The following is a 26,331-nucleotide window of genomic DNA, read 5'->3' on the forward strand; positions in this document are numbered from 1 at the left end:
CGGGCGAGGTCGGCGGCGGCGGCGAGCCCGCCGGCGCCGGCGCCGACGACGATGACGCGTGGATCAGGCACGCCGCGTCAGGCCGGGGCCGCTCGGCGCGCGGCAGATTGCCGGTCTACCGCGCGCCAGTGCCAGAGGATGATGGCGATGCCGGTCGCGCAGGGGATGGCCCACATCACGGGGTGCAGCGCCAGTTCGGGCAGGACGCGCACGGACCCGAAGGCCATGAAGGCGGTGTAGACGGAGATGCCCGCGCCCACGAGCGCCTTCACATGTTCCTTGAGCCAGTAGGTCGGGCCGGGCGATTCGCTGCGCAGGAAGCGCATGTTGGTCACGACCGTCGCGATGCCGACGATGGCGATGCCATGCATCAGCGGCTGGCCGATCAGCCAGCCCTGGAAGGAGCAGTTCAGCGAGGCGAGCAGCAGCGCGAATTGCAGCCACAGGTTCAACGGCGTGCGGTTGCGCGCATGCCCGCCGCGCTTGTTCAGCACCGCGAGCCAGCCATACCAGGCGAGGTTCACCGTCAGCACGCCCGTCGTCAGCATCATCCAACCGAAGATGCCGCGCAGGAAGGACGGCTCGAAGCGCCCTTCCAGGTGCGGATGGGTGCCGATCGGGTCGATCAGGGTCAGTGTCGCCATGCACATGGCGAGGCTTCCGGTGATGAGCATGCAGCGGTTGAACAGCCTGCCCCACCAGCGATGGTTTGCCCCACCCTTCCGGCCCAGCACGGGCACCCAGAAGGCGATCGCTCCGGTGGCACCCGTGACGATATGGGCGGCGATCAGGCCGTGGAACAGCATCAGTTCCATCACGCGGCACCCTCTGCGACCGACTGACAATCAGCCGTGACAGATACGTCTGTCAAGAAACGGAATGGGGTGCTTATCTGGCGCACCGCAGCCCGCCACGAAGGCCACGCGATGAGTGCCTCGCTCGCCCTGCCGATCCTACCCTGGGCGCCGTTCGAACCGCCCCACCCGCGATCCCTGCCGGCCGTCATCGCGCTTATCCGCGCGCTGATGGAAGGCGACGGCAACCTGCTCGGCCTGCTGCCGGCCGAGGCGTATCGCATGCCGATCGGCCCGCTCGGCTGGTCGCGCCGTTCCACCATCATCGTCAACCGGCCGGACCTGGTGCGGCACGTTCTCTCGGACCCCGAAGGCATCTTCCCCAAGAGCGACCTGATGGTGAACGCGCTCGATCCGCTGATCGGCGATTCCATCTTCGTCTCCTCGGGCGACACCTGGCGGCGCCAGCGCGCCATGATCGACCCGGCGCTGACCATGATGCGCGTCAACCGCGCCTTCCCGGCGATGGAGGCCGGGGCGGAGGAGGCGGAGGCGTCGCTCTCCCGCCTTGCGGCGACCGGCGAGGCCTTCTCCCTCGACCTGATGATGAGCCACCTGACGGCGGACATCATCTGCCGCACGGTCTTCTCGACCAGCCTGCAGACCCAGGTGGCGCACGAGGTCTTCGACGCCTTCACCGATTTCGAGCGCAGCGTGGCGCAGGTGGAGATCCGCCGCCTGATCATGGATCGCGCCTGGACGCGCATCCCGCAGAAGAAGCACGTGCTCGATGCCTGCACGCTGATCCGCAGCCATCTCGGCGCGCTGCTCGACACGCACCTGGCGGAAGGCGCGGATTTCGACGACATCTGCAAGGCGGTGATGGAGGCGCGCGACGCCGAGGACCGCGCCTTCACGCGCAAGGAACTGATCGACCAACTCGGCGTGCTGTTCCTCGCCGGCCACGAGACGAGCGCGAGCGCGCTTACCTGGGTCTTCTTCCTCCTCGCGACGCAGCCCGCCCTCGTCGCGCGGCTGCGCGCCGAGGTCGCGGAGGTCTGTGGCGACGGCCCCATCACCTTCGAGCACACCCGGAAGCTGCCCTTCGTGCGCAACGTGTTCCGGGAGACGCTGCGCCTCTATCCGCCGATCACCTTCCTGCCGCGCGTGGCGAACGAGGCGACCTCGCTCGACGGCTATCCCATCCGCAAGGGCGCGCTGGTGATGGTGGCGCCCTGGGTGCTGCATCGCCACCAGGCCTATTGGAAGCGGCCGCACATCTTCGACCCGGACCGCTTCGACGCGGCGCGGGAAGGGGAGGTTGCCGCCGGCGCCTACATTCCCTTCGGCATCGGCCCGCGCGTCTGCGCCGGCGCCGCCTTCGCGCAGGTCGAAGCCGTGCTGCTGGTCGCCCGCCTGTTCCGCCGCTTCGATTTCCGTGCGCAAGCGCCGGAAAAGGTGCGCCCCGCCGCGCGCCTGACCACGCGCCCGGTCGAACAGGTGATGGTGACGGTCGCCAAGGCGCGATGAGCACCGTCCTCCTCACGCTCGGCCGGCTGCCCAAGGCGCTCGACCTGGCGCGCGCCTTCCATGCCGCGGGCTGGCGCGTGCTGGTGGCGGAACCCTTCCGCAAGCACCTCGCCGGGGCGTCCAACACCGTCGCGCGGAGCATCGTCGTACCGGCACCGGCGGAGGACCGGGAAGCCTATCTCGCCGCGCTGCTCGGCATCATTGCCGAGGAAGGCGTGGATCTGGTCGTGCCGGTCTCCGAGGAGGTCGTCCACGTCGCCGCGCTGCATGGCCGGCTGCCCTATCGGACGCGCCTCTTCGCGATGCCGGCCGATGCGGTGCTCACGGCGCATGACAAGGGCGCCTTCGCGGCGCAGGCCGCACGATGGGGTCTCGCTGTGCCGCTGACGCATCCGCTGGGCAGTCAGGCGGCGGGTGAACTCGCCGCGCGGCAGGATGTCGTGGTCAAGCCGCTGCACGCCTGCTCGGGTCGTGGCGTGCGGGTGATCCGCCTGGGGGAACCGCTTCCCGCCGCCGATCCCGACGCCCCCGCCATCGTGCAGGCGCGCATTGCCGGGCCGGAGCGCAGCACCTGTTCCCTGGTCCATGCCGGCGTGGTCAGTGGCACCGTGGTCTATCAGGGGCTGATGCAATCGGGCTCTGTCAGCATCGCCTTCGAGCGGGTGGAGGACCCGCTCATCGACGCCTTCGTGCGCGACTACGCCGCGGCGACGGGCTGGACGGGCTTTCTCTCCTTCGACTTCATGCTGGACGGGCAGGGAAGGCCCTGGGCGATCGAGTGCAACCCGCGCACCACCAGCGGGCTGCACTTCTTCGAGCGCGACGACCTGGCCCGCGCCGTGCTCGACCCCGCGCATCCGCTGCGCTTCCGACCGGAGCGACGGCTGCAGCAATTCTATTCCTGCCTGACCGAGACGCAGCTTTCGGTGTTCCGCGGCGGTGGCTTCGGGCGGAAGCTGCGCACGCTGGCGACGACACGCGACGTGACCTGGTCAGCACGCGACCCGAGGCCCTTCCTGACCATGACCGCGACCTCCTGGCCCATCATCCGGGAGGCGATGGCCCGGCGCGCGACCTTCGGGGAGGTCGCGACGCTTGATGTCGGCTGGCGCGGGGGCGGCGCTACCGCAGCGTCCGCGGCACCCTGAAGGGCAGCATCGAATAGAGGATCGGCGAGCGGAAGCGCGCGAGGTTCAGGTACTCGTGCACCGCCGTCGTCTCCTGCCCCAGCAGGTGGGTGCGGATCTCCGACCGCGAATAGAAGGGCGCATCGACCAGCGTGCGCACGGCACGCGCCTGCCCGCCTTCCGCCCGGGTCGGCCGCGGCAGGCGCCAGAGCGTCGGCGCCATGCGGGCGGGCGAGGGCGGTTCCATGTCCTCCACCGCGCCGTCACGCTTCACGCGCAGTGCCAGCGACTGGTGCGTGTTGTCCCGCCGCGTCGCGTTGTAGAGCACGACCGTCTCGTCGCGCATCGGTGCGCGGCACCAGTCCCACTCGGCGAAATCCTCCTCGAGCGGGGCGGTGCCGGTATTGGTGTCGAAATAGGCCGGGCCGGACCAGCGCAGCGCTGGGTGCGTCATGGTCACCTCGACACGCGCGCGTGCCGCGATGGGCTGCCAGCGATGCCGCCCGGCGCCGTCCAGCACGAAGCCGCGGGTCGAGACTGCCTCGGGGATCACGCGCACGCGGCCGGCCAGGCGCGAGGGCACCGGCGCGGTGCGTTCCTCGATGCCGATGGTCAGCGCCGTGCCGTCCCAGTGCAGCGTGCTGGGCCCGATCGCGAGGTTGTCCGCATCCCGCTTCAGCGCCGTCGCGCGCCTGTCCGTCATCGCCCAGCGCTTCGGCCGGCCATAGAGGGCGACGTTCATGCAGCAATGCTCGGCCGGGTCGACCTCCCCTCGCCGGTGCGCCCAGGCGAACCAGGGCGAGAAGACCGTGCCGATGAAGGCGATGATGGTGATGCCATGCGCGCCATCCTCCGACAGCGCGTCCACGTACCACCAGCGATAGCCGCGGGAGGCGACGGGCTGGTCGAAGGACCAGGGGCGGTCGCTCACGCCGCCGCTTCCAGCGGGGCGCGGCCGCGGATGAAGTCGGAGGCCTTCTCCGCGATCATCATCGTCGTCGCATAGGTGTTGGCGGACGGCATGGACGGCATGACTGAGGCATCGACGATGCGCAGCCCGTCCAGCCCATGCACCTGCAGCCGGTCGTTGACGACCGAGGTTCGGTCCGTCTCAGGCCCCATGCGGCAGGTGCCGATCAGGTGGTAGGTCGTGCTGCCGTTGCGATAGGCGAAGTCGAGCAGCTCGTCATCGCGGTCGACATTCACGCCGGGCAGCGTCTCGCGCTCCAGATGCTTCATCATCTGCGGCATGTGCAGCAGGCGGCGGATCAGGCGGATGCCGCCGATATGCACACGCCGGTCGTTTTCGTCGCTCAGGTAGTTGGGCTGGATCTCGGGGTCCTCGAAGACATCGGTGCTCTTCGCGCGCACCCAGCCGGTGCTTTCGGGCCGGTGCTGCCAGGCGCCGGCGGTGCAGCCCGGATAGTCGTCCAGCACATAGACCTTGCCCTCGGCGTAGGAGCCGGGGGTGAAGACACCCTGCAGGTCGGGCTCGTCCAGCCCCTCGAACGATTTCCAGAAGAGGTGGACATGAGACGGCGCGGTCGCGAGGATCGAGGGCTTGCCCGTCGCCCACCGCGCCACCTGCTTGACCAGGCCGAAGCCGCGGGCGAGTTCGTTCAACGTCTCGACGCCGGGCTTGGCGCGCATGACGAGACGCGAGGCGTAGTGGTCGCGGAAATTCTCGCCGACCGGCAATTCGTGGAAGACCGGCACGCCGATCCGCGCCAGCGTCGCGGCCGGCCCGATACCCGAAAGCTGCATCAGCCGCGCCGTGTTCACCGTGCCCGAGGACAGGATCACCTCCCGCCGCGCGCGCACCTCACGCACCGCGCCGCCGCGTTCGGTCACGTAGCGGATGCCGACGGCGCGCTTGCCTTCGAAGATGATGCCGCAGGCGCGCGCATGGGTGCGCACTTCCAGCTCCGGCCGCGCCATGGCGGGTTTGAGGAAGGCGCGTGCGGCGGAAACGCGCCAGCCCTTCTGGATGCCACGCTGGAAGTAGCCGACGCCGGCCTGGTCGCCGCTGTTGTAGTCCGGGTTGCGCGGCAGCCCCGCCGCCACGCAGCCTTCCATGAAGGCTTCCGAGAGCGGATGGATCCAGTCCATGTCCGTCACCGGCAGGGAACCCGACTTGCCCCGCCGGTCGTCGCGGCCGTAGCCGATGCGCTGTTCGGTCCGCATGTAGTAGGGCAGGCAATCGGCGTAGCCCCAGCCGCGGTTGCCGCGCTGCGCCCAGCTGTCGAGATCCGCCGGCTGCCCCCGATTGTAGATCATGCCGTTGACGGAAGATGACCCGCCCAGCGTGCGCCCCTGGATGGTCTTGATCCGCCGTCCGCCGGTGCGCTCCGTGGGCTCCGTGCTGAACTGCCAGGTGACGGACGGATCGACCAGCGTCTTGATGAAGCCGGCCGGCAGATGGATGAAGAAGTTGCGGTCGGGCGGCCCCGCTTCCAGCACGCAGACGCTGGTGCCGGGATCCTCCGTCAGCCGCGCCGCGAGGATCGAGCCGGCCGCGCCGGCGCCGACGATGACGTAGTCGAAGGTGTCGGACGTGGGGGCCATGGCGGGCGGGCGCCTCCTGCGGTAATCGGGGCGGCCAGCCTAGGCGCGCATCGGCCGTCCCGCCAGAGCGCGCCCCGTCGCCAGGAGGACCCGCATGGCCCGCACCGCCCTCGTCGTCAGCGCCCATTCCGCCGATTTCGTCTGGCGCTGCGGTGGCGCCATCGCGCTGCATGCGGAGAAGGGGTTCGAGGTCACGGTCATCTGCCTCTCCTATGGGGAGAGGGGCGAATCCGCGAAGCTCTGGCGCCTGCCCGGCATGACGCTGGACCGCGTGAAGCAGGCGCGCGAGGCGGAGGCGAGGAAGGCCGCGACCGCGCTCGGCGTGCACGACATCCAGTTCTGGGACCTCGGCGACTATCCGATCAACCTGACGGAAGCCGCCTTCTTCCGCCTGGTGGACGTCTACCGTGCCATCCATCCGGAGTTCATGCTGACCCACAGCAAGGACGACATCTACAACCACGACCATCCGACGGTCTCGGCCTGGGCGCAGAACGCGCGCATCACCGCACAGGCGCATGGGCACAATCCGGGGCAGAAGGTGCTCGGCGCCCCGCCGGTCTTCCTGTTCGAGCCGCATCAGCCGGAACAGTGCAACTGGAAGCCCGACGTGCTGCTCGACATCGGCAGCGTCTGGGCGAAGAAGCGCGCGGCGATCGAGTGCATGGAGGGGCAGGAGCACCTCTGGGAGTACTACACCCGCGTCGCCCAGCAGCGCGGCGCGCAGGCGGCACGCAATTCCGACAAGAAGATCGTATGGGGGGAGGGCTACCAGTCCGTCTTCCCGCATGTGGTCGAGACGCTGTCGTGACCCTCGTCGCGCCGCCGCGCCGCGCTGGCTGGATCGACCGGCCCGATGCGCGCATCCGCTACGAGGTGACGGGCGAGGGGCCGGCGATCGTCTTCGCCCACGGTCTTGGCGGCAACCTCATGACCTGGTGGCAGCAGGTGGCGCATTTCGCGCCGCGCTACACCTGCGTCGCCTTCTCCCATCGCGGCTTCTTTCCCTCGACCGCGCCGGCGGAAGGCCCCGACCCGCAGCACTACGCGGCGGACCTCGTGGCGCTGGTGGATGAACTCGGCCTCGGCGAGGTGCGCATCATCTGCCAGTCCATGGGCGGCTGGACCGGCGTGGAATACGCGCTGCTGCGCCCGGGCCGGGTGAAGGCGCTGGTGCTCGGCGCGACGACGGGCTCGCTCGACCCGCGCCAGATGCGGGAGCCGGAACGCGCGCGCCTCGATGCCTGGAAGCAGGAGAGTGCGGCGGCTCGGGCGGCGTTGGCCGAACGAGGAATCAACCCGGCCGCCGGCGCGCGCATGGCGGAGGAACAGCCCGCACTCTACCACCTCTATCAGCACATCTTCGGGCTGAACCAGGGCTTCGACCGGGAAGCGGTGCGGGCGAAGCTCGACGCGCATCGCCGCCGCGCGCCGGCGGAGCTGATTGCCGCGAAATGTCCCGTGCTGTTCGTCCCGCCGGAGGAGGACATCGTGCTGCCGCCCTTCGCGGCGGCGGCGATGGCGCGCGACATTCCCGGCGCACGCGTCGCGCCGCTGCTCAAGGCCGGCCATTCCGCGCAGTTCGAGCGGGCGCGGGAATTCAACGCGCTGGTGGATGCCTTCTTCGCCGAGGTCGGCGCGTGAGCGCGCGGGTGCTGACCGCCGCGCTCGGCGACTATCCGCACACCGCGTCGCTGCCCGAGACGCCGGCGCTGCGGCTCGAGCGCGTCGCGGTGAAGCCGATCAGCCGCGCCTTCGCGCCGATGGTGCGCGAGCTCCGCTACGACGTCAGCGAAATGGCGATCGCGACCTTCCTGATGGCGAAGGAAGCGGACGTGCCCATCACCCTGCTGCCCGTCGTCATGGCAGCGCGCTTCCAGGAAGGCGCGCTGCTCTGCCGCGCGGATGGATCGGTCCGCGGGCCGGCCGACCTGGCCGGCAAGCGCGTCGGCGTGCGGGCCTACAGCCAGACGACGGGCATGTGGCTGCGCGGGACGCTGGCGGCGGAACACGGCGTCGCACCCGATGCGATCGCCTGGACGACCTTCGAGGACGCGCATGTTCCGACCTTCCGCGACCCGCCCTTCTGCACCCGTGCGGCCGCCGGCGCCGACATGACGGCGATGCTGCGGACAGGCGAACTCGACGCCGCGATCTTCGGCAACGACCTGCCCGCCGGCGACGATCTCCGCCCCGTCTTTCCGGACGTCGCGGCCGCCGGGCGCGCTTTCCAGGCGCGGCACGGCTTCGTGCCGGTGAACCACCTGGTGGTGTTGAAGTCCGACCTCGCGCGCGACGCTGGCCTGGTGGCCGGGCTGCTCGGCATGTTCGGTTCCGCGACGACGACGCGGGACGCGCTGACCCCCGCGATCGCGCTGGCCAGTCGCTGGTGCGCGGCGCAGGGGCTGCTCGCGCGGCCGCTCGAAGCGGCTGCCATTTGGTCCTAGGCTGCGCGCTGCGGGCCGCGGACGAGGCGGCCGGGCAGGGCGCCGGTCGCTTCGCCCTCCCGATAGGTGACGGCGCCCGACAGGATGGTCGCGACATAGCCTTCCGCCTGCTGCACCAGGCGCTTGCCGCCGGCGGGCAGGTCGTAGCGCATCTCCGGTGCCCGCATGCGCAGGCGGCCGAAGTCGATCACGTTCAGGTCGGCCTTCATCCCGGGCGCGATCACGCCGCGATCGGCCAGCCCCATCGCCGCGGCATTGTCGCGGCTGATGCGCCTGACCGCCTGCTCGACCGGCAGCAGCGGCCCGCGGGCGCGGTCCCGCGCCCAATGCACCAGCATATGCGTCATGCAGGAGGCGTCGCAGATGTAGCCGACATGCGCCCCGCCATCGCCAAGGCCCATCAGCGTGTGCGGATGGGTCATCATCTCGCGGATCGCCTCGAGGTCGCCATCCGCGTAGTTCAGCAGCGGCCGGTTGAGGATGGCGCGGCCGTCGCGTTCCAGCATCAGGTCGTAGCAAAGCGCCTCCGGCGTCATGCCGCGCGCGGCCGCCATGGCGGCGACGGAGCGTTCCGGCGGCGGCTCGTAATCCGGCGGATCGCCCAGCGGGAAGATCTTGCCCCAGTTGTTCAGCCGCGCCTTGAGCGCCGGGTCGTCGGTGGCTTCGGCGAGGATGCGCGCGCGCCGCGCCGGGTCGCGCAGCGCGGCCACGCGCTCGGGCAGCGGCAGGTGCATCACCTCCCGGAATGACGGCCGCGTCAGGAAGGGATGCTGGGACAGTTCGAAGCCGAACATCAACCCGACGGGCCGGCCCATCACCTGGCCGAGCATCGTCACGCCCGCCGCGTTCGCCTCCTCGACGCGATCGAGCAGCCAGCGCCAGAAGGTCGGCTTCGATTCACGCTGGAGCAGCGAGAAGGTCATCGGCCGCCCTGAGACGGCGGCGACGCGGCGCAGGCGTGCGAATTCCTCCTCGGGCGGGTCGTCAAAGTCGGAGATCACCTGCAGCCAGCCGCTGCCATGGGCGCGCAACGCGCGGGCGAGGGCCTCCAGCTCGGCTTCCGGCGCGCCCAGCGTCGGGATGTGGCGCCCATCGAGCGTCCGGTGCGCCAACGCGCGGGAGGTCGAGATGCCGACCGCGCCCGCAGCGAGCCCCTCGGCTGCCAGCCGGGCCATCTCGGCGCATTCCTCCGGCGTCGCTTCCGCATGCGCCTCCGCGCGCTCGCCCATGACATGCACGCGCAGCGGCGCGTGGGTGACCATCGCGGCGATGTCGGTGTCGTAGCGCCGCCCGCCGAGGAAGTTCAGGTAGTCGGGGAAGGACTGCCAGGACCAGGGTAGGCCCTCGGTCAGCACGACCTCGGGCAGGTCCTCCACCCCCTCCATCAGCTTGACCAGCATGTCCCGCCGTTCCGGCCGGCAGGGGGCGAAGCCCACGCCGCAATTGCCGATCAGCGCGGTGGTGACGCCGTTGATGGAGGAGGAGACGAGCCGCTCGCTCCAGGTCGCCTGCGCGTCGTAGTGCGTGTGGATGTCGACGAAGCCCGGCGTGACCAGCAGCCCCTTCGCCGCGATCTCCTCCGCGCCGCGGCCCGCGACCGTGCCGACCTCGACGATGCGGCCGCCGGAGATGGCGACATCGGATTCGCGCGGCGCGCCGCCCGTGCCGTCCACCACCGTGCCGCCGCGGATCACAAGGTCGTGCATGTCCGTCTCCTCAGATCGACAGTGCGATCTTGCCGAAATGCTGGTTGGCCTTCATGTGCGCCAGCGCCTCCACCGCCTGGTCGAGCGGGAAGACCTTGTCGATCGGGATGCCGAAGCGCCCTTCCTGCACGGCGGCCCAGAGGTCGCGCCGCATGGCCGCGTATTCGGCACGGATCTCCTCGCGCGACCGCGTCCGGTGCGTCACGCCGATATAGGCGATACGGCGGGTGGCATGCAGGTCGAAGTCGAATTCCGCGCGCGCGCCGCCCAGCCGGCCGACATTCACGATGCGGCCCAGGATGGCGGTCGCCTTCATCGCGGCGTTGATCGTGCCGCCCGAGATCTGGTCGATGACGAGGTTCACGCCCTTGCCGCCCGTCGCGGCCAGAACCTGGTCCACCCAGCCCGCATCCTTCGTGTCGACCGCAAGGTCGGCCCCGAATTCCGCGAGCCGTGCCCGCCGCCCGGCATCGGTCGAGGTGCCGACCACCGTTGCCGCCCCCAGGAACTTGGCGATCTGCAGCGCCATCAGCCCGACGCCGGAGGAGGCGCCGAGGATCATCACGCTTTCCCCCTTCGCCAGCCGGCCGTTCATCACCAGCGCGTCATGCATGGTGCCGAGCGCGACCGGCAGCGCGGCCGCCTGCTCCCAGGACATGTTGCGGTCCGGCACCGGCATCACGCGCCCCATGTCGGCCACCGCGTATTCGGCATAGCCGCCGGCGCCCGAGCAGGTGACGCGGTCGCCCGGCTTCATGCCCGTCACCGCGCTGCCGACGGCGGCAACCTCACCCGCGAAGTCGAGGCCGAGGATGGTGCCAGCCCCGCCCATCGCGCCATGCGAATGGCCCGCGGCGACGCCGAGGTCGGCGCGGTTCAGCGTGGCGGCGCGCACGCGCACCAGCACCTCTTCCGGCCCGGGCGCCGGGCGCGGAACCTCGCGCACCTGGACGCCATCCGCCGTCACCACCGCCGCGCGCATCGTATCAGCCATCGTTTCCTACCCCCTGGCGCCCCGCAGGCCCTGCACACGGATGAGGCCGTCCGGCACCGGGCGCAAGCCCTCGATCGCCGCCCCGGTGCCGTGCAGCGTCAGCGGGTGCCAGAGGTAGATGTAGGGCCGGTCCGCGAGGTAGAGCCGCGCAGCGCGGTCATAGGCCGCGGCCCGCACGGCCGGGTCCACGCTGCGCCGGCCCTCGGTCATCGCCGCATCGACCTCCGGGTTGCAGTAGCGACCGCCATTGAGCGGCACGCCGCACGCCTTGAAGGCGAAGATGTTGGCGTCGAGGTCGACGCGGCCGGACCATTGGATGATCAGCGCCTCGAAATCCCCGACCGTCCATTGCCGCAGCAGCGTCGCCGTCTCGATCACCTGCAATTCGACATCGAAGCCGGCCTCGGCGGCCATGGCCTGGATGACCTCGGAGGCCTGCATGTAGTCGGTCGTGTTCGGCACGGCGAGCCGCACGCGCACCCGCTGGTGCCCCGCTTCGCGCAGCAGGGCGCGGGCGCGGGCCACGTCGCGCGGCGGGATTGGCACGGAGGCCGCGTAGAAGGGATGCCCCGGGGGCACGGACTGGTTGCCCGGCTGCCACAGCCCCTCGAAGGCGACGTTCACCAGCGCCTGGCGGTCGATGCTGCGCTCGAAGGCTTCCCGCACGCGCGGATCACGCCCGAGCGGCGTATCCGCCCGCGGCCCATGCGCGACGTTGATCGCGATGTAGAAGGAAGCGAGGGAGGGCGCCTGCACCAGCCGCACGCGCTGGTCCCGCCGCACCTCCGGCACGTCAGAGGGGCTGATGCGCTCGATGATGTCGAGCGCACCGGCGCGGAGATTCGCGAGCCGCACCGTCGCATCCGGGATCGGCCGGTAGGTGATGCGCGCGATATGGACGTTGGCGCGGTCCCAGTAGCCGTCGAAGCGCTCCAACTCGATCACGTCCTGCGCCACGCGGCGCGTCAGGCGGAAGGGGCCGGCGCAGGCGGGCTCGCGCTGGAAGTCCGCGCCCGTCACGCGCGCCTGGCGGGGCGAGACGAGCATGCCGGCCCGGTCCGCCAGCGCGGCGAGCAGCGGCGCGAAGGGCTCCGAAAGGCGTATCGTCACCTCGAAGGGGCCGGTCGGCACCACCTCGGTCACCGGCCCCATCTCGGCTCGGCGTGTCGAGCCCTGCGTCTCGATGTGCCGGCGCAGGCCGATCGCGGCCGATTCCCCGGTCAGCGCTTCGCCATCATGGAAGCGCACGCCCTGGCGGAGCGTGAGGACGAGGGCGCGCCCGCCATCCTCCCAGCGCCAGGCCGTGGCGAGCTGGGGGACGATGCGCAACTGCTCGTCGATATCGACCACCTTGTCGCACATGGCGGCGAAGACCTGCCGCCCGGTGACGGTGCGCGAGAGCGTCGGGTCCAGCACGTCCGGGTCGGAAGTGAGGCCGATCCGCAGATGCTGCGCTGCGGCGGGCGCCGCGAGGCATGCGAGCAGGGGTAGCAGGGCGGCGAGTCGGCGCATGGCGGGGTCCCGGTTCCTGTCGGCGGCCCTAGTCTTCTCCCGTGGTTCGGGACCGCGCAAGGCGGCCCCATGTCGCGTCGCGGATCAGGGTGCGCGGTGGATCGGATCCACCCAGGGAACGTTCTCGGGCTGCTCCACCGGCTCGATGTCGATGTTGATCGCGACCGCCTCGTTGTCGCTGCGCACCAGCACGCATTCGAGCGTCTCGTCGGCCGAGGCGTTGATCTCCTGGTGCGGGACATAGGGCGGCACGTAGATGAAGTCGCCCGGCCCGGCCTCGGCCACGAATTCCAGCCTTTCGCCCCAGCGCATGCGCGCCTTGCCCTTCACCACGTAGATCACGCTTTCCAGGTGGCCGTGGTGGTGCGCGCCGGTCTTCGCGTCCGGATGGATGTGGACGGTGCCGGCCCAGATCCGCTGCGCGCCCACGCGCGCGGCGTTGATCGCCGCGGCGCGGTTCATGCCCGGGGTCTGCGCCGTGTTCGTGTCGAGGTCGTCGCCGGGGATGACGCGCACCCCCGAATGCTTCCAGCCATCGGGCGGTGGCGTGTGGTGCTCGTGGCCGTCATGCGGCATGGCGCTTCTCCTCGCGGCTCGTGCTGCCGAGAGAGAGCGCGGGTCGCGCGCGGGCCGCAAGGGCGGTGGCGAAAATGGCAACGCCTTGCTCCTGGCGGGGGTGCCGGGAGCAAGGCGTGCCGTGACAGCGGGCCGGGGGAGGGGGGGATTTGGCGCCGCCGTCGAGACCTCAGGCTTCCTCGCGCCGGGCGAGCCAGTTCCGGGTGCGGTAGCAGAGCATCAGCAGTGCCGCCTGGCCGGCGAACATCAGCGCCGGGATGTTGACCTGGCGGTGCAGCACGATCACCGCGAGCATCGCCGCGACGCTCAGCACGAAGGCCAGGTGCACGGTGTTATCGAAGGCGTTGAGCGCCGCCTGCTTGATCGGATGTTCGCCCGGCATCATCGGCATGATGAGCGGCACGATCGCGAGCATCATCATCAGCGCGTAGGTGATCGCCATGCTGCCGAGCCCGCCCCAGAGCGAGACGAGCTTGGCGAATTCCTCGCCGAGACCCGAACCGGGCAGCAGGTAGCGCAGCGCCAGGAACAGGGCGGCAAGCGCGACGATCGCGGCCACCGCTGCCTGGGCTGGTTCATCGACCGGGCGATGGCCTTGTTGGGCGCGGCGCGGGAGCAGCGGCCAGGCCTCGACCTTCGATGCGGGGGGGGAAGCGGATCGGGAAGTGGAGCGGGCCATGGTCCTGGTTCCGGGAGGACGTGTTCGACCCGGCAAGGTTTGCCTGAAACCCGTTTCCAGCCTCCTAACGCGCCGGTCAGTTTTGCCGGGGCAGCAAGCGCTCTGCCAGCGTGGCCCACCAGGAGGCACCGACCGGCAGGATCTCGTCGTTGAAGTCGTATTTCGGATGGTGGACCAGCGGATCATCCACGCCCTTGCCGCCGCCGAGCATGAGATAGGCGCCTGCCTTCGCCTCCAGCATGAAGGAGAAATCCTCACCGCCCATGGTCGGCTTCGGCATCGGCACGACGCGTGCATCGCCCTGCACGGCGCGCGCGGCGTCGGCGGCAAGGTGCACGCTCTCGACCTCGTTGACCGTCGCCGGATAGGCGCGGTGGAAGTCGGCGGTCGCGGTCGCGCCGAAGGCGGCTGCGATGCCCGTCACGGTCTCCTTGAAGCGCTTCTCGAGCAGGTCGCCCACATGCTTCGAGAACCAGCGCGCGGTGCCGAGCATGCGCACGGTCTCGGGGATCACGTTGTAGGTGAAGCCGCCATTGATGTGGCCGATGGTGATGACGCCCGCCTCCACCGGCTCGACGTTGCGCGCGACGATGGATTGCAGCGCCTGAACGATGGCGGCCGCGACGACGATCGGGTCGTTGCCGTTGTCCGGCATCGCGCCATGCGCGCCCTTGCCGGTGATGGTGACCTCGAGGTTGGCGACCGCGGCCATGACCGGCCCTTCGCGCCAGAGGAAGGTGCCCGCGGGCATGCCCGGCCAGTTGTGCAGGCCGAAGACGCGCTCCATCGGGAAGCGCTCGAACAGGCCTTCCTTCACCATCACCTCGCCGCCCGCGAGGTTTTCCTCGGCCGGCTGGAAGATGACGTAGACGGTGCCGTCGAAGTTGCGCGTCTCGGCCAGGTACTTCGCCGCACCGAGCAGCATGGTGGTGTGCCCGTCATGGCCGCAGGCATGCATCTTGCCGGGCGTCCTGGACGCCCAGGGCACGCCCGTCTCCTCGAGGATCGGCAGCGCATCCATGTCGGCGCGCAGCCCGATGGCACGGCCCGAGGCTGCGTTGTTGCCGCGGATCACGCCGACGACGCCCGTCTTGGCGATGCCCGTCACCACCTCGTCGCAGCCGAAGGCGCGCAGCTTCTCGGCGACGATGGCGGAGGTGCGCACCTCCTCGAAGCCGATCTCCGGATGCTCGTGGAAGTCCCGCCGCCAGGCGGTCATCTCCGGGTGGAACTCGGCGATACGGTTGATGATGGGCATGGCGGCCTCCGATGGTGTCAGCGGGAGGTGTGGGACGCGGGGAAGGTGAGGGCAAGACCCTGGTCAAGGGGGATCGGGTCGACGCCCAGCAGGGTGCGCATCGGTGCGATGTCGAAGGCCTTGTCTTCGGCCAGACGCCGGATCTCTCCCGCATCGATCGAGGGCAGGCCCGGCAGCCGGCGCAGCAGCGGCAGTAGGCGGACAAGGATGCCCGCCGGCACGGGCAGGATGGGCGGCGCGCGCAGCCCCGCCGCCCGGGCGACCGCGCGCAGGAAGTCGCGATAGGGCAGGGCTCGCGGGCCGGCGATCACGAGCGTCGTGGCCTCGCGCCACTTGTGCTTCAGCGCGCCCAGCAGGCAGCGCGTGACGTCGGACTGGTGGATGGGCTGCACCAGGGCGCGCCCGCCGCGCGGCAGCGGCGCGACCGGCAGCCGGGCGAGAAGGGCTGCGAGCCGCCGCACATTCGCCTCCCGCGCCGCGCCGTAGATCATCGTCGGATGCAGCATCACTCCGCGGCGGCCGGAGGCGAGGAAGGCGGCTTCCCCCGCCCGCACGCCGTCGCCATGCGCGTCCGGCCAGCGCGAGAAGCGGCGCGTCGATCCCATCAGGACGAAGGTCGCATCCGGCTCGGCCGCGGCGAGCAGCTGCGGCGTCCAGCGCGCATGCACGGTGCTGACGACATGCGTCGCGCCGGCCAGCGCGCGCTGGAGCGCGCCGGCGTCGCCCACATCCGAGACGGTGAGCGGGACTGGCAGCCCGACCGCATCCCATGCCGCGAGGTTGCGCGCGATGGGGCGGAAGGGCGTGCCTTCCGCCACAAGGGCACGGGCCAGCGCCTCCCCCGAGCGCCCCGTCGCGCCGAGCAGCGCGATCAAGGTGCGGCGCGGAGGAAGGCCAGGTCCGCGCCGAGCGGCGCCTGCGTCACCTGTTCATGCACCAGCCGGTCCCAGCCGCGGGCGGGCGCGGGCGCGGGGGCCCAGGCGGTCCGCCGCGTGGCGAGCGTCGCCTCGTCCACCAGCAGGTCGAGCCGGCGGTCGCGCACGGACAGGCGAATGCGGTCGCCGGTCTCCACCAGCGCGAGCGGCCCGCCGACGGCGGCCTCCGGCGCGATGTGCAGCACGATGGTGCCGAAGGCGGTGCCGGACATGCGACAGTCGCTCATGCGCACCATGTCCTTCACGCCCTGGCGCGCGAGCTTCTTCGGGATGGGAAGGTACCCCGCTTCCGGCATCCCCGCCGGGCTGCGCGGCCCCGCACCCTTCAGCACGAGGATGTCCTGCGGGGTGACGTCGAGGTCGGGATCGTCGATGCGCGCCGAGAGGTCGGCCAGCCCGTCGAAGACGATGCAGCGCGCCTCGGTCTCGAACAGCGCGGGCGTCGCCGCGCTGCGCTTCAGGATCGCGCCGTCCGGTGCCAGCGAGCCGAACAGCGCGATGAGGCCGCCGACCGGCGAGACGGGCTCGCCGCGGGCGCGGATGATCTTCCGGTCGACGAAGTGCGACCCGTCCCCGATCCGCTCCGCGAGCGTGCGTCCGTCGAGGTCCGTCGCCGTGAGGTCGAGCAGGTCGCGCAGTTCCCACAGCAGCGCCCGCATGCCGCCGGCGGCATGGAAATCCTCCATGTAGCCTTCGCCGGTCGGCTTCAGGTCGACCAGCACCGGCGTTTCCTCGGACAGCGCGTCGAGGCGCTTCAGGTCGAGCGACAGCCCCGCGCGCCCTGCAATGGCGGCCAGATGCACGATGGCGTTGGTCGACCCGCCGAGGGCGAGCAGCACGCGCGCCGCATTGTCGAGGTTGCCCTGAGTCATGAGCGAGAGCGGCGCCACGGGATTGCGGATCAGCCGGACCGCCTGCGCGCCGGCATCCTCGGCGATCCGCAGCCGGTCGGCATGGACCGCGGGGGCGCTCGCGCCCTCCAGCGGCATGAAGCCGAGCGTCGCGGCGATGCAGGCCATGGTGGAGGCGGTGCCCATCACGCCGCAGGTGCCGGCTGTGGTGGCGAGCTTGCCTTCCAGCACGCCGATCTTCTCGTCGGTGACCTCGCCCGCGCGGTAGCGCGCCCAGTAGCGGCGGCAATCCGTGCAGGCGGACAGGCGCTCGCCCTCGAAGGCCTGGGCGAGCATGGGGCCGACCACGAGCATGACGGAGGGGACGTTGGCGCTGATCGCGGCCATCAGCTGTGCGGGCACCGTCTTGTCGCAGCCGCCGACCAGCACCGCCGCGTCCATCGGCTGGTTGGCGAGCATCGCCTCCGTGTCCAGCGCCATCAGGTTGCGGTAGTGCATCGAGCAGGGGCTGAGGGACGGCTCGCAGAGGCTGACCGTCGGGAAGGACAGCGGCAGCCCGCCGGCGGCGAGCACGCCGCGCTTCACCGCCTCGATCAGCTCGGGGATGGTTCGGTGGCAGTTGTTGTAGTCCGACGCCGTGTCGGCGATTCCGACCACGGGCTTGTCGAGCATCGCCTGCGAATAGCCCATGGACTTGGCGAAGGAGCGGCGGAGATAGAGCGCGAAGGCCGGGTCGCCGTAGTTCGAAGCGTTCCTGCCAAGGCCATGGGGCTTGTCGGTCATGCGTGTCCTCCGCGCCGCCGCGCGGCACCGCCCTATTCCGGGCGGTGGCAGACGCAGCAGAGCTTGTTGCCGTCGGGGTCGCGCACATAAGCACCGTAATAGTGCTCATGGTAGTGGCGCAGCCCCGGCGGGCCCTCATCCGTCCCGCCATGGGCCAGGGCCGCGGCGTGGAAGCGGTCGACCGTCGGGCGGTCCGGCGCCTCGAAGCCGATGGTTACGCCGTTGCCGACGGTCGCGCCCTTCCGGTCGAAGGGCGTGGTGATCCAGAACTGGGGCGTGGTGTCCGGGGCGGCGGCGTAGCCGGCATAGCCCTTCGCGATGTCCGATTCCTGCCTGGCAAGGCCGAGCAGCGCGAGCAACGGGTCGTAGAAGGCGATGGCGCGGGCCGTGTCGTTCGTGCCGAGGTTGACGTGGCTGTACATGATGGTTCTCCTGAAGCCGTGGGGTGGACCCTAGGCCCAGGGCGCTTGATCCGGGTTGCGGATCATGCGGGTTCCAGCCCCGCGCGCTGCATCAGGCCGCGGTGCAGCGGCAACTCGCGTTCGATCCGTGCCCGCAGCGCCGCGCTACCCATCGGCGCGGGCGCGAGACCCTGGGTCGCCATGAACTCGATGGTGCGCGGGTTCGAGAACACCTCGGTGAGAGCCTGGCCGAGCCGGTCGAGGATGGGCTGCGGCGTACCGAGTGGGGCCTGCACCGAATACCAGCCACCCCAGGTGAAATCTGCGAAGCCCTTCTCGATGAATGTCGGGACCTCAGGAATCTGCGACTGGCGCGACGCGGTCGGCACGCCGAGGCCCTTCACCCGCCCGGCCTCCAGATGCGTCTTGCAGGCGGCGAGCAGCGCGAACATGCAGTCGGTGCGCCCGGCGATCGTGTCCGTCAGCGCGGGCGGCGCGCCGTTGTAGGGCACGTGCAGCATGTTCACCCCCGCGCGCGCCGCGAGGTCCAGCATGGGCAGGTGCGCCGTCGTCCCGACACCCCAGGTGGCGTAGGAGATGGCCTCCGGCCGCGCCCGCGCCGCCGCGAGCAACTCCTCGAGGCTGTTCCAGCGCGGATGCGCGACCAGCAGCGACAGCGTCTCGCAGACCTGGCTGACATGCGCGAAGTCCGCCACCGGGTCATAGCCCGGATTGCGCAGCGCGAGCGGCGTCAGGCTGAAGGTCGCGATGGTGCCGAGCAGCAGCGTCATCCCGTCGGGCCTCGCGCGCGCCACGTGCCTCGCGGCAATGGAGGTGGAGGCGCCGGGCTTGTGGTCCATCACGAAGGATCCGCCGAGCGTCTCCTGCAGCCCCTGGGTCACCAGCCGCCCGACGACGTCCGAGGCGCCGCCTGGCGAATAGGGGATGACGACGGCGATGCTGGCGCCGCCCGGCCAGGCGCCCTGGGCGCGGAGCGCTGGCGCGGGGAACGCGCCCGCGGCCGCGAGCATGAAGGTGCGACGCCTTGTCCTGATCATGTCGTTCCTCCCGCCTGCGCCTCAGCTTGCCGCCGGGTCGCCCTCCGCCCCGGCTGCCGGAATGCCGGGCGCCGGGTCCAGAAGGTGGCGGATATCGGCGAAGATGTCGTCCCAATCGTGCTGCGTCATGGGCAGCAGGCCGCAGAAGCGCAGTAGCGTCGCACCCTCGGCGGCCAGGAAGGCGAGCCTTGCCCGTCGGCCGCCGGCATCAGCCGGATGCAGGCCTCGCAGCCGGTCCGCGTACCAGCCCCGCGCCGCCAGCAGATGCTCCGGCGTCTGGAGCAGCGCGGCAAGCAGCGCGACGGCGCGCGCATGGCTGGCCTCGTCCAGGCGGTGCGTCGTCTCGACATGGGCGCGGATGCGGTCCACCGGCGCGGCGGCGTCCCCGCCGGCGGAGAGGAAGCGGCGGTCATCCTCCTCCAGCCAGCGCTTCAGCATCGCGGCGATCATCGCTTCCTTGGTGCCGAAGCAGGATTGCACGCCGCCCTTGGTGATGCCGGCCGCCACGGCGACGGCGCCGATGGTGAGCGCTGCGGCGCCGCGCGTGGCGACGATCCCTTCCGCGACATCGAGGACGCGGTCGCGGTCGATGGTCTTCCGGCGGCCCATGGCGATGCCTTCTTGCAGAATACGAATACGAACGTATTTAAAAATCGTCCTGATGCAAGGAGACCGACATGGCGTGGATCTACCTGGTCCTGGCGGGCCTGTTCGAGGTCGGCTTCACCACCTGCCTCCGCTACATCGACGGCTTCCGGAACATCGTCTGGACGGTCGCCTTCGTCGTCTGCATCGCCGTCAGCATGTATCTGCTGGACCTCGCGACCCGGACCGCGATCCCGCTGGGCACCGGCTATGCGGTCTGGACGGGCATCGGGGCGGTCGGGACCGTGGTCATCGGCATGATCTGGTTCGGTGAGCCGGCCACGGCGAGCCGGATCGCGCTGATCGTCGGTCTCCTGTCCTGCATCGTCGGGCTCAAGGTGACGTCGGGGCATTGAGGCCGATCGCGCAAGGGACGCAGCGTCGCGTGCCGGGTGTTCCGCCATTCGTCGCGCGCGCGGTTGCTGGCGCCTCGTCCCCTCCAGCTGGGCGGGTGGCCTTCCGAGCCGGCGTCTGGTCGCTGCGACGCGGCTGTCGTGCCACCCGCGCGACTGCTGTCCCGGCGGGCTGGCGGGGGCTGCGCGCCTACCAGCTTCGGTAATATGTTACCACCATTGAGAAAGCCGCTTCCGGCTTGACTTTCCGGTATCGTCCGCCGATACACCCCGCCTCTCTCCGACCCACCCGATGGAAGCCAGATGCTCACGCGACAGACGACCTCGCTGAAGCCGGCGGATGTGAAGAAGGCCTGGGTGCTGATCGACGCGGACGGGCTTGTGCTCGGCCGGCTCGCCAGCCTCGTCGCCAATCGCCTCCGCGGCAAGCACAAGCCGCAGTTCACCCCGCATGTCGATGGTGGCGACCACGTCGTCATCATCAACGCCCGCAAGGTCCGCGTCACGGGCGCGAAGGCCGAGCAGAAGGTGTTCTATTGGCACACCGGCTATCCGGGCGGCATCAAGCAGCGCACGGTGCGGGAACGGCTGGAAAGCCGCTACCCGGAGCGGGTGATCGAGAAGGCGGTCGAGCGCATGATCACGCGCGGCCCGCTCGGCCGCCAGCAGATGCGTAACCTGCATGTCTATGCCGGCGCCGAGCATCCGCACGCCGGCCAGCAGCCTGTCGCGCTCGACGTGGCGGCGCTGAACCGCAAGAACACCGTGCTCGTGAAGAAGGTGGCCTGAGGCGATGAGCGAGACCCGTACGCTGGCCGACCTCAAGGAACTCGTCGCCGGGACCCCGGCGGCGCCCGAGGCGGCGATCAAGCGCGAGCCCAAGCGTGACGCGCAGGGCCGGTCCTATGCCACCGGCCGCCGCAAGGACGCCGTGGCGCGCGTCTGGGTGAAGCCCGGCAAGGGGCAGATCCTGATCAACGACAAGCCGGCCGCGAAGTATTTCGCGCGCCCCGTGCTGCGCATGCTGATCACCCAGCCCTTCCTGGTGGCCGACCGCTACCAGCAGTTCGACGTGTACTGCTCCGTGGTCGGCGGTGGGCTCTCGGGCCAGGCCGGCGCGGTGCGGCACGGCATCTCGCGCGCGCTGACCAACTACGAGCCGGAGCTGCGCGCCATCCTCAAGAAGGCCGGCTTCCTGACGCGCGACCCGCGTGTGGTCGAGCGCAAGAAGTACGGCCGGATGAAGGCGCGACGCTCCTTCCAGTTCTCGAAGCGCTGAGGCCCAGCGGACGGGCCTCGCGCCCGGCCGCATGGCTGGTTCGATCGGGGGGCGGGTCCGCAGGGGCCCGCCCCTCTTGCTTTTCCGGGTCCACATCGCCGCAAATGCCGCGGCGCAACGGAGGTCCATCCCGATGGCCAGGACGCCCACCGTGTTCATCGACGGCGAGGCCGGCACCACCGGCCTGCAGATCCGCGAGCGGCTCGCCGCCAACCCCCATGTCGCGATCCGCTCGATCGACCCTGAGCGCCGCAAGGACGCCGATGCGCGCCGCGCCCTGATGGCCGAGGTCGATCTCGTCATCCTCTGCCTGCCCGACGATGCGGCGAAGGAGAGCGCCGCCATGGCGGCCTCCCTCGGGGACATGGCGCCGAAGCTGCTCGATGCCTCCACCGCCTATCGCGTCGATCCGGACTGGGTCTATGGCCTGCCGGAGCTGAAGCCCGACCAGGCGGCGGCGATCGCGGCGGCGCGGCGCGTCTCCAACCCCGGCTGCTACCCGACCGGGGCGATCCTGCTGCTGCGCCCGTTGGTGGATGCGGGGATCCTGCCGCCGGACTATCCGGTCACGGTCAATGCCGTCTCCGGCTACTCGGGCGGCGGGAAGGCCATGATCGCGGCCTACGAATCGCGCACGGCCGCGGATTTCGAACTGTACGGCCTCGGCCTCGCGCACAAGCACGTGCCGGAGCTGCAGAAGTATGCCGGGCTGACGCGCCGGCCGATCTTCGTGCCCTCCGTCGCCGACTACGCGCAGGGCATGATCGATTCCATCCCGCTGCATCTCGACCTGCTGAAGGGCAGCCCGAAGCCGGCCGAGATCGAGGCGGTGCTCGCCGCGCGCTATGCCGGCAGCCCGGTGGTGCGCGTCGTGCCGGCGGAAGCCGGCGGCAAGCTCGAGCCCCAGGCCCTGAACGGCACCAACGGGATCGAGCTTCGCGTCCATGGCAACGAGAAACTTGGCCAGGCGGTGCTGACGGCGCGCTTCGACAACCTCGGGAAGGGGGCATCGGGCGCCGCGGTGCAGAACCTGGGGCTGATGCTCGGCATTCCGGTCAATGCCGATCTGCCGTCTGCGCGACCCCAGGCCGCCGAGTGACATCGCGCGGCGGGGCGGCCTTCCGCCGTCCCGCCCGCCGGCGCAGGATGCGCCCAGACTTCCGGGAGGACCCGCCATGGACACGAACCAGACCCTGACCCTGCCGCCGCTCTATGTGTTCGAGGGCCATGTGCCCGTGGTGCACCCGGCCGCCTTCGTCGCGCCCACCGCCGCAGTGATCGGCCAGGTGACGATCGGGGAGGGGTCGAACATCTGGTACCACTGCGTCCTGCGCGGGGACACGAACACCATCACGATCGGCGCGCGCACCAACATCCAGGACGGCACCATCGTCCATGTGAATGCCGGCCGGCAGTGCACGACGATCGGCGACGACGTGACGGTGGGGCATGCGGCCATCATCCACGCTTGCACGCTGATGAACCGCGCCTTCGTCGGCATGGGGGCCACCGTGCTCGACGATGGCGTGATCGAGGAAGGCGGCGTGCTGGCCGCGGGGTCCGTGCTGCCGCCCGGCAAGCGGGTGGGGCCGCTGGAACTGTGGATGGGCAACCCGGCCAAGCTCGTCCGGGTGCTCACGCCCGAACAGCGCGCGGGCTTCGACCGCACCGCGCCGCATTACGTGGAACTCGCCGGGCGGCACCGCCGCTCGCTCGCGGGGGGCTGACGGCGGGCGCCGCCTCTGCCATAGCCCGTTCGTCTCCGGAACAGGGGTGCGCATGACCGAGACCATTTCCCGCCTGCTCGCAGGCGGCGCCGCGGAGGCCGCGGCGATCCGCGGCACCAACGAGCGCCCGACGATGACCTATGGCGCGCTGCGCGAGCTCTGCCAGCGCACGGTCGGCACGCTGAACCGCCTGGGCATCGGGCGCGGCGACCGGGTCGCGATCGTGCTGCCGAACGGGCCGGAGATGGCGGCCGCCTTCCTGGCCATCGGCTGCGGCGCCACCACCGCGCCGCTCAACCCCGCCTATCGGGCGGAGGAATTCACCTTCTACCTGACCGACCTTCGCGCCAAGGCGCTGGTCGTGCTGCACGGCATGGCGACGGATGCGCGGGAAGTGGCCGCGCGGCTCTCCATCCCCGTCCTCGACCTGGTGCCGGGGGAGACAGCGGGCGCATTCACCCTCGAGGGCGGCGAGCCGGCCAGTGCCGCGAAGCCCGGCATGGCCTGGCCCGAGGACGAGGCGCTGGTGCTCCACACCTCCGGCACCACGGCGCGGCCCAAGATCGTGCCGCTGACGCAGGCGAACATCTGCGCGTCCGCCCGCAATATTGGCCGGACGCTCGACCTCGCGCCGGACGATGCCTGCCTCAACATCATGCCGCTGTTCCACATCCACGGGCTGATCGCGGCGGTGCTGTCCTCGGTCGCCGCGGGCGGCGCGGTGATCTGCACCCAGGGCTTCGACGCGCTGCGCTTCTTCCGCTGGCTGGATGAGGAACGGCCGTCCTGGTTCACGGCGGTGCCGACGATGCACCAGGCGATCCTGTCGCGGGCCGAGCGCAACGCGGACATCATCGCCCGCGCGCGGCTGCGCTTCCTGCGCTCCTCCTCCGCCTCGCTCCCGGGGCCGGTGATGCAGGACCTGGAGCGCGTCTTCTCGGCGCCGCTCGTTGAGAGCTACGGCATGACCGAAGCCTCGCACCAGATGTGCTCCAACCCGCTCGCCGGGCCGCGCAAGCCAGGCTCGGTCGGTCTGCCGGCGGGGCCGGAGGTCGCGATCATGGCCGATGACGGCACCATCCTGCCGCAGGGCGAGATCGGCGAGGTCGTGATCCGCGGCCCGAACGTGACCGCGGGCTACGAGGCGAATCCGGAGGCGAACGCGAAGGCCTACACGAATGGCTGGTTCCGCACCGGCGACCAGGGCGCCTTCGACGAGGATGGCTTCCTGACGCTGACCGGCCGCCTGAAGGAACTCATCAACCGCGGCGGGGAGAAGGTGAGCCCGCTCGAGGTCGATGGCGTGCTGTCGGGTCACCCCGCCGTCGCCCAGGCGCTGACCTTCGCCATCCCGCATGCCAAGCTCGGCGAGGAAGTCGGCGCGGCGGTGGTGCTGCGCGATGGCATGGCGTGCACCGAGCGCGAATTGCGCGAATTCGCCGCCCAGCATCTGGCGGACTTCAAGGTGCCGAGGAAGGTCGTGTTCCTGCCGGAGATCCCGAAGGGCGCGACGGGGAAACTGATGCGCATCGGGCTCGCGGAGAAGCTGGGGCTGACGGCATGAAGGTCTGCATCTTCGGCGCCGGCGCCATCGGCGGGCTGATGGCCGCGAAACTCGCCCAGAAGGGCGAGGCGGAGGTCACCGTCATCGCCCGCGGCCCGCACCTTGCTGCCATGCAGGCGAACGGGCTGCGGCTGCGCAGTGAGGGCCAGGAGACCGTCACCCACCCGCGTTGCGTCGCCTCCGCCGACGAGGCCGGGCCGCAAGATTATGTCGTCGTCACGCTGAAGGCCCATTCGCTGCCCGGCGCGGCCGAGCAGATGCAGCCGCTGATCGGGCCGGACACCGCCATCGTCAGCGCCGTCAACGGAGTCCCCTGGTGGTATTTCCACGGCCTGGGCGGGGCGCATGAAGGGCGCGTCGTCGAAAGCGTCGATCCGGGCGGGGTCGTCTCCCGCCTGCTGCCGCCGGCGCGCGCCGTCGGCTGCATCGTCTATCCGGCCGCCGAGGTGACCGAGCCCGGCGTGATCGAGCACACCTATGGCGACCGCTTCTCGCTGGGCGAACCCGATGGCAGCCGCAGCCCGCGCGCCCAGCGGCTGAGCGAGGCGCTGATCGCCGCGGGCTTCAAGGCACCGGTCCGCCCGCGGATCCGAGATGAACTGTGGGTGAAGCTCTGGGGCAACATGGCGTTCAACCCGATCTCGGCGCTGACGACCGCGACGCTTGACGCGCTGATCGCCGATGACGGCCAGCGCGGCGTCGCGCGCGCCATGATGGTGGAAGGCCAGCGCGTGGCGGAGGCGCTCGGCGTCCGTTTCGCGATCGATGTCGACAAGCGCATCGCCGGCGCGGCCGAGGTCGGCGCGCACAAGACGTCGATGCTGCAGGACCTGGAACGCGGCCGGCCGATGGAGATCGAGGCGCTGCTCGGCGCCGTTGTGGAACTGGCGGACCTGGTCCATGAGCCCGCGCCCACCTGCCGCACCGTCTTGGCCCTTGTGCGCGCACGGGCGCGCGCGGCAGGCTGCCTCCCGTGAACGTGAAGCCGCGCGGGGTCGCGCGGTAACGCTCGAGGCGGGAGGTGACGATGCGTGACACCACGGCCTGCCGGCGCGGCGCCATGTTCGGCGCGATTGCTCTTCTTGCCGGCTGCAACATGCCGCCGCCGCCCGAGGCGCGGCTGCCTGAGGCGAGCGGCGCGGCGGTGCTGCTCGACCCGACGCGCCAGGCGATCTTCCACACGGCGAACGCCTTCGCCGCGGCCGCGCCGATGGCGGGGCGCCCCTGGGAAGCGGCGCAGTCGATCTCCGAGATGGAGTTCCTGACGGTCGAACTGCGCTGGAATGCGCGCTGGACGGAGATGTCGCCCATCGCCGTCATGGCCTTCGAGCAGGCACGGCCGGAATGGCGCGGCGCGCTCGGCATCCCGCCGGATGCCGCGCCGCAGGCGGTGATCGACGCCTTGACGCGGGTGCGCCTCGCCTATGCCGGACAGGACCAGGCGGCGGCCGCCGCGGCCCTGGCGCCACCGCTCTTCACGCCGGGCGGCGCGGCGACCCTTGCGCGCCTCGGCGCGCTGCCGCGCCTGCCCATGACGGCGCGCGCGG

At 70.8% G+C, this 26,331-nt stretch carries 27 protein-coding genes; 13 read left to right on the forward strand and 14 right to left on the reverse strand.

Going from position 1 to position 26,331, the window contains the following annotated elements:
- Nucleotides 1-77: 77 nt before the first annotated feature.
- On the reverse strand, nt 78-815 hold the full coding sequence (locus HW577_RS05400) for a hypothetical protein (RefSeq protein WP_198375045.1): 738 nt from the start codon (nt 813-815) through the stop codon (nt 78-80).
- 111 nt (nt 816-926) lie between these two features.
- Between HW577_RS05400 and HW577_RS05405 the strand changes: the two genes are divergently transcribed.
- Nucleotides 927-2,324, forward strand: a complete 1,398-nt coding sequence (locus HW577_RS05405; RefSeq protein WP_198375046.1) for a cytochrome P450 — start codon at nt 927-929, stop codon at nt 2,322-2,324.
- Nucleotides 2,321-3,472: an ATP-grasp domain-containing protein gene (locus HW577_RS05410; protein WP_198375047.1), complete on the forward strand. Its 1,152-nt coding sequence runs from the start codon at nt 2,321-2,323 to the stop codon at nt 3,470-3,472. The genes HW577_RS05405 and HW577_RS05410 overlap by 4 nt, the downstream gene beginning before the upstream one ends.
- On the opposite strand, the gene HW577_RS05415 is transcribed toward HW577_RS05410, so the two are convergent.
- Both HW577_RS05415 and HW577_RS05420 read right to left on the reverse strand, forming a co-directional pair.
- Nucleotides 3,447-4,382, reverse strand: a complete 936-nt coding sequence (locus HW577_RS05415) for a carotenoid 1,2-hydratase (protein WP_332837458.1) — start codon at nt 4,380-4,382, stop codon at nt 3,447-3,449. The genes HW577_RS05410 and HW577_RS05415 overlap by 26 nt on opposite strands.
- Nucleotides 4,379-6,016 (reverse strand): GMC family oxidoreductase, encoded by a 1,638-nt coding sequence (locus HW577_RS05420; protein WP_198375048.1) that lies wholly within the window; start codon nt 6,014-6,016, stop codon nt 4,379-4,381. Before HW577_RS05420 ends, HW577_RS05415 begins: the two co-directional genes overlap by 4 nt.
- Nucleotides 6,017-6,110: 94 nt before the next feature.
- Here HW577_RS05420 and HW577_RS05425 point away from each other — a divergent pair, with 94 nt between their 5' ends.
- From HW577_RS05425 to HW577_RS05435, 3 genes are read left to right on the forward strand one after another with little or no spacing between them, the layout of a single operon-like run.
- A complete protein-coding gene (locus HW577_RS05425) occupies nt 6,111-6,827 on the forward strand; it encodes a PIG-L deacetylase family protein (RefSeq protein WP_198375049.1) in 717 nt (238 codons plus the stop codon).
- Entirely contained in the window at nt 6,824-7,660 is an 837-nt protein-coding gene (locus HW577_RS05430) for an alpha/beta fold hydrolase (protein WP_332837461.1), read from the forward strand. The genes HW577_RS05425 and HW577_RS05430 overlap by 4 nt, the downstream gene beginning before the upstream one ends.
- On the forward strand, nt 7,657-8,463 hold the full coding sequence (locus HW577_RS05435; RefSeq protein WP_198375051.1) for a substrate-binding domain-containing protein: 807 nt from the start codon (nt 7,657-7,659) through the stop codon (nt 8,461-8,463). The genes HW577_RS05430 and HW577_RS05435 overlap by 4 nt, the downstream gene beginning before the upstream one ends.
- Here HW577_RS05435 and HW577_RS05440 read toward each other — a convergent pair.
- The 11 genes from HW577_RS05440 to HW577_RS05490 form a co-directional block, all read right to left on the reverse strand.
- On the reverse strand, nt 8,460-10,169 hold the full coding sequence (locus HW577_RS05440) for an N-acyl-D-amino-acid deacylase family protein (protein ID WP_198375052.1): 1,710 nt from the start codon (nt 10,167-10,169) through the stop codon (nt 8,460-8,462). The two genes, HW577_RS05435 and HW577_RS05440, sit on opposite strands and share 4 nt — an antisense overlap.
- A gap of 10 nt (nt 10,170-10,179) precedes the next feature.
- Nucleotides 10,180-11,163, reverse strand: a complete 984-nt coding sequence (locus HW577_RS05445; protein ID WP_198375053.1) for a zinc-binding dehydrogenase — start codon at nt 11,161-11,163, stop codon at nt 10,180-10,182.
- A gap of 6 nt (nt 11,164-11,169) precedes the next feature.
- Complete coding sequence (locus HW577_RS05450) at nt 11,170-12,675, reverse strand: ABC transporter substrate-binding protein (RefSeq protein WP_198375054.1); 1,506 nt, start codon at nt 12,673-12,675, stop codon at nt 11,170-11,172.
- Nucleotides 12,676-12,759: 84 nt separating this feature from the next.
- Complete coding sequence (locus tag HW577_RS05455; RefSeq protein WP_198375055.1) at nt 12,760-13,251, reverse strand: cupin domain-containing protein; 492 nt, start codon at nt 13,249-13,251, stop codon at nt 12,760-12,762.
- 169 nt (nt 13,252-13,420) lie between these two features.
- Nucleotides 13,421-13,810 (reverse strand): hypothetical protein, encoded by a 390-nt coding sequence (locus HW577_RS05460; RefSeq protein ID WP_198375056.1) that lies wholly within the window; start codon nt 13,808-13,810, stop codon nt 13,421-13,423.
- A gap of 196 nt (nt 13,811-14,006) precedes the next feature.
- The gene (locus HW577_RS05465; RefSeq protein ID WP_198375057.1) at nt 14,007-15,188 is read right to left on the reverse strand and encodes a M20 aminoacylase family protein; all 1,182 of its coding nucleotides are present in this window, start codon (nt 15,186-15,188) and stop codon (nt 14,007-14,009) included.
- Nucleotides 15,189-15,205: 17 nt separating this feature from the next.
- Nucleotides 15,206-16,063, reverse strand: a complete 858-nt coding sequence (locus HW577_RS05470) for an SDR family oxidoreductase (protein WP_198375058.1) — start codon at nt 16,061-16,063, stop codon at nt 15,206-15,208.
- On the reverse strand, nt 16,060-17,757 hold the full coding sequence (locus tag HW577_RS05475; RefSeq protein WP_198375059.1) for a dihydroxy-acid dehydratase: 1,698 nt from the start codon (nt 17,755-17,757) through the stop codon (nt 16,060-16,062). Before HW577_RS05475 ends, HW577_RS05470 begins: the two co-directional genes overlap by 4 nt.
- Before the next feature lie 32 nt (nt 17,758-17,789).
- The gene (locus tag HW577_RS05480) at nt 17,790-18,179 is read right to left on the reverse strand and encodes a VOC family protein (RefSeq protein ID WP_198375060.1); all 390 of its coding nucleotides are present in this window, start codon (nt 18,177-18,179) and stop codon (nt 17,790-17,792) included.
- Between the two features lie 62 nt (nt 18,180-18,241).
- Nucleotides 18,242-19,216: a Bug family tripartite tricarboxylate transporter substrate binding protein gene (locus HW577_RS05485; RefSeq protein ID WP_198375061.1), complete on the reverse strand. Its 975-nt coding sequence runs from the start codon at nt 19,214-19,216 to the stop codon at nt 18,242-18,244.
- A gap of 21 nt (nt 19,217-19,237) precedes the next feature.
- Nucleotides 19,238-19,825 carry a TetR/AcrR family transcriptional regulator gene (locus HW577_RS05490; protein WP_198375062.1) on the reverse strand — a complete coding sequence of 196 codons (588 nt, stop codon included), beginning with the start codon at nt 19,823-19,825 and terminating at the stop codon, nt 19,238-19,240.
- A 68-nt stretch (nt 19,826-19,893) separates the two neighbouring features.
- On the opposite strand from HW577_RS05490, the gene HW577_RS05495 reads away from it, so the two are divergent.
- The 8 genes from HW577_RS05495 to HW577_RS05530 all read left to right on the forward strand — a co-directional run.
- Nucleotides 19,894-20,217 carry a DMT family transporter gene (locus tag HW577_RS05495; RefSeq protein WP_198375063.1) on the forward strand — a complete coding sequence of 108 codons (324 nt, stop codon included), beginning with the start codon at nt 19,894-19,896 and terminating at the stop codon, nt 20,215-20,217.
- Between the two features lie 300 nt (nt 20,218-20,517).
- Entirely contained in the window at nt 20,518-21,003 is a 486-nt protein-coding gene (gene rplM, locus HW577_RS05500) for a 50S ribosomal protein L13 (protein ID WP_198375064.1), read from the forward strand.
- 4 nt (nt 21,004-21,007) lie between these two features.
- Entirely contained in the window at nt 21,008-21,493 is a 486-nt protein-coding gene (gene rpsI, locus HW577_RS05505) for a 30S ribosomal protein S9 (protein WP_198375065.1), read from the forward strand.
- A 133-nt stretch (nt 21,494-21,626) separates the two neighbouring features.
- A complete protein-coding gene (gene argC / locus HW577_RS05510) occupies nt 21,627-22,592 on the forward strand; it encodes an N-acetyl-gamma-glutamyl-phosphate reductase (RefSeq protein ID WP_198375066.1) in 966 nt (321 codons plus the stop codon).
- Nucleotides 22,593-22,668: 76 nt separating this feature from the next.
- The gene (locus tag HW577_RS05515) at nt 22,669-23,220 is read left to right on the forward strand and encodes a gamma carbonic anhydrase family protein (protein WP_198375067.1); all 552 of its coding nucleotides are present in this window, start codon (nt 22,669-22,671) and stop codon (nt 23,218-23,220) included.
- A gap of 52 nt (nt 23,221-23,272) precedes the next feature.
- Nucleotides 23,273-24,784, forward strand: a complete 1,512-nt coding sequence (locus tag HW577_RS05520; RefSeq protein WP_198375068.1) for an acyl--CoA ligase — start codon at nt 23,273-23,275, stop codon at nt 24,782-24,784.
- Entirely contained in the window at nt 24,781-25,761 is a 981-nt protein-coding gene (locus tag HW577_RS05525) for a 2-dehydropantoate 2-reductase (RefSeq protein WP_198375069.1), read from the forward strand. Before HW577_RS05520 ends, HW577_RS05525 begins: the two co-directional genes overlap by 4 nt.
- Nucleotides 25,762-25,811: 50 nt before the next feature.
- On the forward strand, nt 25,812-26,331 hold a 520-nt coding region (locus HW577_RS05530), incomplete at its 3' end, for a hypothetical protein (protein WP_198375070.1).

The sequence above is a fragment of the Neoroseomonas rubea genome (assembly GCF_016106015.1).
GTDB lineage: Bacteria > Pseudomonadota > Alphaproteobacteria > Acetobacterales > Acetobacteraceae > Neoroseomonas > Neoroseomonas rubea.

What these genes read in the sequence shown, in the direction of transcription:
- HW577_RS05400 (WP_198375045.1), bottom strand. Translation starts at nt 815, where the DNA reads ATGGAACTGATGCTGTTCCACGGCCTGATCGCCGCCCATATCGTCACG.
- HW577_RS05405 (WP_198375046.1), top strand. Translation starts at nt 927, where the DNA reads ATGAGTGCCTCGCTCGCCCTGCCGATCCTACCCTGGGCGCCGTTCGAA.
- HW577_RS05410 (WP_198375047.1), top strand. Translation starts at nt 2,321, where the DNA reads ATGAGCACCGTCCTCCTCACGCTCGGCCGGCTGCCCAAGGCGCTCGAC.
- HW577_RS05420 (WP_198375048.1), bottom strand. Translation starts at nt 6,016, where the DNA reads ATGGCCCCCACGTCCGACACCTTCGACTACGTCATCGTCGGCGCCGGC.
- HW577_RS05425 (WP_198375049.1), top strand. Translation starts at nt 6,111, where the DNA reads ATGGCCCGCACCGCCCTCGTCGTCAGCGCCCATTCCGCCGATTTCGTC.
- HW577_RS05440 (WP_198375052.1), bottom strand. Translation starts at nt 10,169, where the DNA reads ATGCACGACCTTGTGATCCGCGGCGGCACGGTGGTGGACGGCACGGGC.
- HW577_RS05445 (WP_198375053.1), bottom strand. Translation starts at nt 11,163, where the DNA reads ATGGCTGATACGATGCGCGCGGCGGTGGTGACGGCGGATGGCGTCCAG.
- HW577_RS05450 (WP_198375054.1), bottom strand. Translation starts at nt 12,675, where the DNA reads ATGCGCCGACTCGCCGCCCTGCTACCCCTGCTCGCATGCCTCGCGGCG.
- HW577_RS05455 (WP_198375055.1), bottom strand. Translation starts at nt 13,251, where the DNA reads ATGCCGCATGACGGCCACGAGCACCACACGCCACCGCCCGATGGCTGG.
- HW577_RS05465 (WP_198375057.1), bottom strand. Translation starts at nt 15,188, where the DNA reads ATGCCCATCATCAACCGTATCGCCGAGTTCCACCCGGAGATGACCGCC.
- HW577_RS05475 (WP_198375059.1), bottom strand. Translation starts at nt 17,757, where the DNA reads ATGACCGACAAGCCCCATGGCCTTGGCAGGAACGCTTCGAACTACGGC.
- HW577_RS05480 (WP_198375060.1), bottom strand. Translation starts at nt 18,179, where the DNA reads ATGTACAGCCACGTCAACCTCGGCACGAACGACACGGCCCGCGCCATC.
- HW577_RS05485 (WP_198375061.1), bottom strand. Translation starts at nt 19,216, where the DNA reads ATGATCAGGACAAGGCGTCGCACCTTCATGCTCGCGGCCGCGGGCGCG.
- HW577_RS05490 (WP_198375062.1), bottom strand. Translation starts at nt 19,825, where the DNA reads ATGGGCCGCCGGAAGACCATCGACCGCGACCGCGTCCTCGATGTCGCG.
- HW577_RS05495 (WP_198375063.1), top strand. Translation starts at nt 19,894, where the DNA reads ATGGCGTGGATCTACCTGGTCCTGGCGGGCCTGTTCGAGGTCGGCTTC.
- rplM (WP_198375064.1), top strand. Translation starts at nt 20,518, where the DNA reads ATGCTCACGCGACAGACGACCTCGCTGAAGCCGGCGGATGTGAAGAAG.
- rpsI (WP_198375065.1), top strand. Translation starts at nt 21,008, where the DNA reads ATGAGCGAGACCCGTACGCTGGCCGACCTCAAGGAACTCGTCGCCGGG.
- argC (WP_198375066.1), top strand. Translation starts at nt 21,627, where the DNA reads ATGGCCAGGACGCCCACCGTGTTCATCGACGGCGAGGCCGGCACCACC.
- HW577_RS05515 (WP_198375067.1), top strand. Translation starts at nt 22,669, where the DNA reads ATGGACACGAACCAGACCCTGACCCTGCCGCCGCTCTATGTGTTCGAG.
- HW577_RS05520 (WP_198375068.1), top strand. Translation starts at nt 23,273, where the DNA reads ATGACCGAGACCATTTCCCGCCTGCTCGCAGGCGGCGCCGCGGAGGCC.
- HW577_RS05525 (WP_198375069.1), top strand. Translation starts at nt 24,781, where the DNA reads ATGAAGGTCTGCATCTTCGGCGCCGGCGCCATCGGCGGGCTGATGGCC.